Origin of the sequence: Chloroflexus sp. (assembly GCF_034435895.1) — a bacterium.
Taxonomy (GTDB): Bacteria; Chloroflexota; Chloroflexia; order Chloroflexales; family Chloroflexaceae; genus Chloroflexus.
The window spans coordinates 1-6542 of the sequence record NZ_DAOTWH010000314.1 but is presented as its reverse complement, the minus strand read 5'-3'; the positions used below and the strand labels follow the sequence as shown (position 1 = coordinate 6542).

Here is a 6542-nt window from a genome sequence, read left to right as displayed (position 1 = left end):
TACCGGCTGGGGCGCGATGCGGCAACTCCCCACCGAACGTCCGAGCGAAATGGTTAAAAGTGCAAAGGTAGTGCTCTCCGTTACTCCTCATCCTCCTCGTCTTGCCGGCCCGCCCCGCCGTCAAGGAAGATGACCTCATCGGCCCGCACATAGGTGCGCCACCGGGTTTGCCCGCTCTCGCTGTCTTGCCACTTGTCAGTGCGCAAGCTTCCCATCACCATCACCCGCCGCCCCTTTTGCAGGTAATTGCCGCACACATCGGCTAGCCGCTCCCACGCCTCCACCGTCGTCCATTCGGTCTCGCTCGTGCGCTTCCCCTGCTCGTCATTGGCGCCCGGCCGGTTGGTCGCCAAATTAAACCGGCAAAATGAAACGCCATTCCCGACCTGCCGCACCTCCGGATCCGCCCCCAGCCGCCCAATCAACTCCACCCGATTCATCGTACCCCGAAAACTGCGCATCGCCTGCTCCTTTCTCGCTTGCACCCCAAAAATTGTCCCTGCATGAAAGAAACCGCAGCAACTGGTCAAAAGTTGCGCGGTTGGGTAAAAATTCGTTACAATTGATCATTCAAGAGACGCTTCAGCGCCGACGACACGCGGAGGGTTGTCACTTCTTGCCACCTACCCCGTTCAAACGGATGGATCAGCACGACGCCACGCTGTCTTGCTGCCAACTTGCGGTCAGCTTCCCTCAGTACCAGCATAGCGCGCCGGCAGACGATTGCGACCGGGATGCCAAACGCAAACCGGTGATCATGACCACCACACCAGCGCCGGATCACTCATCTTGCCGCTAAAGCGGCGCATTCCAGCCGCCGTAGGTAATAGACAGCGGGTATAATGTTGACTATGACAATTGCGAGTCGTCCACCACATCAACCGGCTGGCGCCGCCGACACCATATCACCAACCACAACGATCCTTGCGCTCAGCAAGGCCGTGCTCTCGTCGCTCGATCTTCCCGGTGTGTTACAGCAAGTGCTCATCGCCACCCGCACGTTGAGCGGGGCCGATGTGGTAACAATCTGGCTGCTTGATGAGCAGGGCGAATGGCTAACGAGCGCTGCAGTTCTGGGATTAGAAGATCGATCTGAACACGAGCGCATCTTTCGCTTGCGCGTAGGCGAAGGCGTCGCCGGTTGGGCGGTCGCCCATCGCCAAATCCTGCAATTGCTTGATCCAGTCCGCGATCCGCGCTATGTCGCCATTTTGAACCACCATCCAGCCGTTATCCTCGCAATTCCGCTGATTGTGCGCGATCACTGTTTCGGCGCGCTGAGTCTGTCACGCTTTACAATGAGCGAACCGTTCAGCAACGAGGTGCTCGATACGATCGCAATCTTCGCCGATCTGGCCGCGATCGCGATCAACAACGCCACCACCGCCCAAATGCTGCGCCGGGCGACAGCACGCGAGCGCATTTTGGCCCACAGCGCCGAAATCTATCAGGCTGAGACGTTGATCATGCGCGAATTGGCCGATGTGTTAGGGGTTGAGCCGCGACTGATCACGACTACCCTAGACGAGCACCTGCTTGATCAAGCTGGTCAACCGGTCACTGCGCATGAGCTTGACCTGTTACGTAACGCAGGTGCGCTCATGGTCGATCTCCGCCTCGACGGTCTGCCGGCATGGTTGGTCGTGCATGCCCCCGGACGGTATTGGCGCAACGAAGATGCCGATCTGCTCGCCTTCGCTGCTGCCCAAATGATGCGCGCCCGCCAGCGCGCGTTCGAGCGACGCGCCCATGCCCGCGCTGAGGCGCTGAGCAACTTAGTTGCCCTCACCAATGCGCGGATCGATCAGGCCAGCGTGCTCGACCAGATCCTCAGCGAACTGCAACGCTTTGTTAATTTCGACTCGGCGTGCGTCTTTGTGGTGCATGACGAGGAGTACGTGCGCCTGATCGCCCAGCGCGGCTTGCGCAGCAAGGCCGATCAGATCACGCTGTACGCTGGGCCGGGGTCGCTCATTAACGACCTGCGCCGGTTAGGGGCCGCTATCTATCATCCTGATGTGCAGCGGGTGCCCGGCTGGCAGAAAGTGCCCGACAGCGATATTATCCGCTCGTGGATCGGGGTGCCCTTGCGGGTTGATCAGACGACGATTGGTGCACTCACCATCGACAAATGGACACCTAGCAGCTTTACCGCAGAAGATGTTGGCGCTGCGCAAATGTTCGGCGAGCAGGTGGCCGCTGTCATCAATAACGTGCGCTTGCTGCGCGAGGCGCAAGAGCGCGCGCGCCAGTTTCAAGTGTTGCAACAGTTTAGCGCCCGCATTGGCACGTTGCGCAACGTTGACCAATTGCTCGATGAAGCGTCTCAATTACTACACCGCTCGTTTGGCTATTATCAGGTGTTGATCGGGGTGATTGAAGGTGAACAGATCGTGGTTCGCGCCGCGCATGGCCATCTGATGCAAGGCCAATCGCAACAGCACCTCTTTCCGCCTATATCGATCACAACCGGCATCAGCGGCTGGGTGATTAGCCATGCTCGCCCAGTGATTGTCAATGATGTGATGCGTGATGAACGGTATGCCCATCACCCTAACCTGCCGGCTACCGCGGCTGAGATGATTGTGCCCATTCTGGTAGACGAGCAAATCTTTGGCATCATCATCATTGAAAGTGCGGTAAGGGGTATCTTTAGCCAAGGCGACCTCGACTTGGTGGCAGCGATGGCGCACCTAATCGGAGTTACGATCGCGAACCTCAACTATGATGCCGAGCTGCAACGCGCGCGAACAGTTTTGATCGAGCGTGACCGGTTGCGCGCCCTCGGCGAACTCTCCAGCGGCGTCGCTCACGACTTTAACAATTTGCTGACCAGCATTATTGGGCATGTGCAGCTCTTATTAGCCGAAGTCGATGCTCCCCGCCTGCGTGAAGGGTTACGCGCTATTGAACTAGCAGCCCTCGATGGCGCAACGACGGTGAGCCGCTTGCAAGGCTTCGCCCAAACCAGCCGCTCAACGCCGAATAGCCCCGTCGATCTCCATCAAGTCGTTGCAGAAAGTTTGGCCCTCACCCGTCCGCGCTGGCGCGACGAGGCGCAAAGTCGCGGCATCGCGATCGCTGTGCGTACCGAGACCTCACCGCTGCCGATCATCGTGGGTGATGCAGCCGCATTGCGTGAATTGGTGATCAATTTGGTCTTGAATGCGATCGACGCCATGCCCGACGGTGGTACTATCACTGTGCGCACGGCCCCGGCTCCCAGCGACATCTTGGGTGAAGCGGCAGTTATGCTCGAAATCCAAGACACCGGCATTGGCATCGATCCGGCGCTCCACGAACAGATCTTCGCGCCCTTTTTCTCGACTAAGGGATCGCGCGGCACCGGAATGGGGCTAGCGCTGGTGCGCGGCATCGTCCAACAGCACAGCGGGCGAATTGCCCTCGAAAGTGACCTCGGCAAGGGGGCAACCTTCCGCATCTGGCTGCCGGTAGGGCATCCGCCGCCGGTCGAGCAGCCGGCGCAACCATTGGTTACGCTCCCCGCCAGTTGCATCTTGGTCGTTGATGACGAAGAGGCTGTGCGGAAGGTCTTAGTCCGCATCCTCAAACGCTTCGGTCATCACGTTGATGAAGCCACTTCTGGCGAAGCAGCATTGGCGCAATTCGCAGTGGGACGTTACCACATCGTTTGCACCGATCTAGGCATGCCCAGTATGTCGGGTTGGGAATTAGCGGCCCATATCCGGCAGATTGACCCCAAGGTGCGGATTGTGCTCGTCACTGGCTGGAGCGAGCAGATCGATCCTGAAGAGGTGCGTTCCCACCAGATTGACGCTATTTTGGCCAAACCGTTTACTATCCAGCAGGTCCAAGCCGTGATCGCCGAGGTGTTGGCGTCCGCATAGCCCGCAGCAGCGAGGTTCGCTCCGGGTCGAAATGTCGAACCGTAGGTAGGGGATAGGAACTCGTATGGTGCGCTTCTGGTTGCAAGCGATTGGGGCCGCGCTCCGCTGGCTGCTGATCGGTGCGGTAGGATTGGTTGTAATCACGATATGGGCCACCGGCCAACCGCTGGCCGAACCCATGCCTCTCAGCGGCGATGCACTCATTATTGCAGCTATCGCCCCCCTCGATGTTGAGACGACGAGCCAAGCCGCCAATCTGCTTCAGGCCGGCGCAGCGCCGATCGCTTATCTGGCCGGCCCGCAGGCCGAACTCCTTGCCGCCGATCTGGCGCAACGCGGGGCGCCGAGTGACCGTTTGCAGATCCTGCCCGAACCAGCAGCGTTGCTCGCCACTGCGCAGGCTGCCGGTCACCGGCGGTTGATTATTACCGCTTCACCGGCTTATCGCCTCGCTTTTGTCCGGCAGGCCCAGACAAGGGGATTTGCCGTAGCAGTGCTTGAGGGTGGGCCGCCTTCTCTGAGCGAGCGCTTGGCTGCAACACTGATCTATTGGCAAATGGTTGTTGCCGGGCAAGCAAACTGATAACGATTATCAGATTCACTCACAAAAACTGATCAATGTCATTGCTCTTCCAAACGCACTAGAATGAGATATATTCCGTCTACGTCATAACGCAGTGCGTTGGTTATCCACAAAAAACGTTTAACACTTTACTGTTCGATCAGCGTATTGTAACGACCAAATACAGCATCAGAGAGGGGCAGCGTGCCATTGTATGCACAGACTATTGACAAATCGCGAAAAGTATATTACTATTTCTCTACTTTTGCGACGCTACGCTGTTGATGATGTCTCGGTTTAATCACAGTGTGAACGCCGGCAAGAAGCTGAAGCGAGGCTGATACATTGCTGACACAACCCCCAACCAGCCAGCTTCGCTTCCTAACCTGCCGACCTCCAGCGCCACCACGCGCGTGGCCACAGTCATTGACTTCGCTGGCCGGTCGGCAGACAGAAAGAGGAAAGACGCTCCATGATTGAGCTAAATCACGATCGCGCTGGTGATCTGCTACCGCTTGAACTGCAACATCTGCGTGAACGCGCTGTTCACCATCGGAGTAGGCACCGGCAACGCTCGCGACCATTTGCTGCTATTGCTGCGCTTATTCGTACGATGCCAGATCTGCAACCTTGGCTACGTCAACTTCCCTCCCGGTATCTGCTCCACTCTGTGGTTGCCCTTCTCTTCCCGGTCGCTCTGCTCCTCGGCCAATTGCCACTGCGTCCGGTACCGCAGACGCCAGCTCCACCCACCGCTGCGCCGGTGGTGGCTGAAGGCGATGTGCCTCTGATCATTCTTGGCCCGCTGAATCTCGATCCTGCTCGCACCGGTGAAGTGGTAGGCGATCCACCCCTTGAGGCCGATGAGTCGTTGCCGGTGCCGCTCACGGTGCTCTCGCGCAGCGAACAGACCGCACCTCTGATCGTGCCGGCAACCATTATTGCCGACGTAGCGAAGGTGCGCAACGGCCCCGGCTTGGTCTACGATGACATTGCCCGCCTGACCAGCGGCGCCGCGATCGAAGTCGTTGGTCGCTATGGTGAGTGGCTCCAGTTCCGTACCGCCGATGATCCGAGCTTGCGCTGGATCGCCGCTGAATTGGTGAATGTGCCGGAAGCGGTCTTCTATAACCTCAAGCCGGTGGCAGACGCTGCGATTCCGCCGCCGCCGCCGCCAAAGGTGGCGAGTGTGCGCGAGGATGGTCTTAACTTGCGCGACGGCCCCGGCACCAATTATGTCAGCATGAAACGCCTCACTGCCGGCCAAGAGCTGACGCTCGTCGAGCAGTTTAACGGCTGGTTCCTCGTTGAGGCTGGCGGTTTGTACGGCTGGGTCACGGCGGAATTTCTGAACATTGCGCCCGGTGTGGTCGAGCGCGTGCCGGTCGCCGCAACCATCCCTGATCCGAACCCGCCATTAGTCGGGGCCGTGCTCGAGAATTCGGTTAATCTGCGTAAAGGCCCCGGTTCAGCCTACGATCGCATCGGCGCCGTGAATGCCGGCACTCAGGTGAAACTGTTGGCACGGCACAAAGACTGGTACCGGGTTGAGCTGGCCAATGGCGCCAAGGCATGGATCTACGCTGAACTGCTTCAGGTGACGCCAATGGCCGCCCGGCGCGTGCCCTATACCAACGATATCCCGGCCCTGCCCAACCGTAGCCGTCTTGCTAACAGCGGCCCGGTCAATATCCCTGCCAGCGGCGATGTCGCGAGCTATGCGGTGCAGTTTGTCGGCTATCGCTACGTGTGGGGCGGTTCTAGCCCGCTCACCGGCTTCGATTGTAGCGGGTTGACATGGTATGTCTATCGCCAGTTTGGCGTGAGTCTGCCCCGCACGGCGGCGAGCCAGTTCAATACCCGCTATGGAGCGCTGATTAGCAGCCTCAATAATCTGGCCCCCGGCGATCTGATGTTCTTCGCCAATACCGGCGGTGGCCGCGGTATTACTCACGTTGCCATCTATATCGGTAATGGCCAGATGGTTCACGCCATGACGCCTGCCTACGGCGTTCAGATTTCCAGCATCTGGAGTTCGTATTGGACGAGCCGCTTCGCCGGCGCTATCCGCCCGTATCGGTGACACTTCGGCGGGGCGATGCGATGCATCG

The 6542-nt window shown here is 59.0% G+C and carries 6 protein-coding genes; 3 read left to right on the top strand and 3 right to left on the bottom strand.

Translation table 11 applies throughout. The annotated features are described in order from the left end of the window. Positions 1-80 precede the first annotated feature (80 nt). A complete protein-coding gene (locus U9R81_RS17545) occupies positions 81-461 on the bottom strand; it encodes a single-stranded DNA-binding protein (protein ID WP_066784234.1) in 381 nt (126 codons plus the stop codon). 95 nt (positions 462-556) lie between these two features. Continuing rightward, positions 557-784 (bottom strand): hypothetical protein, encoded by a 228-nt coding sequence (locus tag U9R81_RS17540; protein WP_322496715.1) that lies wholly within the window; start codon positions 782-784, stop codon positions 557-559. A 67-nt stretch (positions 785-851) separates the two neighbouring features. Between U9R81_RS17540 and U9R81_RS17535 the strand changes: the two genes are divergently transcribed. After that, a complete protein-coding gene (locus tag U9R81_RS17535; RefSeq protein WP_322496714.1) occupies positions 852-3869 on the top strand; it encodes a GAF domain-containing protein in 3018 nt (1005 codons plus the stop codon). 64 nt (positions 3870-3933) lie between these two features. Beyond that, positions 3934-4452, top strand: coding sequence for a hypothetical protein (locus U9R81_RS17530; RefSeq protein WP_322496713.1), 519 nt, complete (start codon positions 3934-3936; stop codon positions 4450-4452). A 280-nt stretch (positions 4453-4732) separates the two neighbouring features. On the opposite strand, the gene U9R81_RS17525 is transcribed toward U9R81_RS17530, so the two are convergent. Further along, a complete protein-coding gene (locus U9R81_RS17525) occupies positions 4733-4858 on the bottom strand; it encodes a hypothetical protein (RefSeq protein WP_322496712.1) in 126 nt (41 codons plus the stop codon). 243 nt (positions 4859-5101) lie between these two features. On the opposite strand from U9R81_RS17525, the gene U9R81_RS17520 reads away from it, so the two are divergent. Then, positions 5102-6514: an SH3 domain-containing protein gene (locus tag U9R81_RS17520; protein WP_322496711.1), complete on the top strand. Its 1413-nt coding sequence runs from the start codon at positions 5102-5104 to the stop codon at positions 6512-6514. Positions 6515-6542: the final 28 nt, after the last annotated feature.

Bases quoted from the DNA above. Each gene is read 5' to 3' on its own strand.
- U9R81_RS17535 (WP_322496714.1), top strand. From the start codon at position 852: ATGACAATTGCGAGTCGTCCACCACATCAACCGGCTGGCGCCGCCGAC.
- U9R81_RS17530 (WP_322496713.1), top strand. From the start codon at position 3,934: ATGGTGCGCTTCTGGTTGCAAGCGATTGGGGCCGCGCTCCGCTGGCTG.
- U9R81_RS17525 (WP_322496712.1), bottom strand. From the start codon at position 4,858: ATGACTGTGGCCACGCGCGTGGTGGCGCTGGAGGTCGGCAGGTTAGGA.
- U9R81_RS17545 (WP_066784234.1), bottom strand. From the start codon at position 461: ATGCGCAGTTTTCGGGGTACGATGAATCGGGTGGAGTTGATTGGGCGG.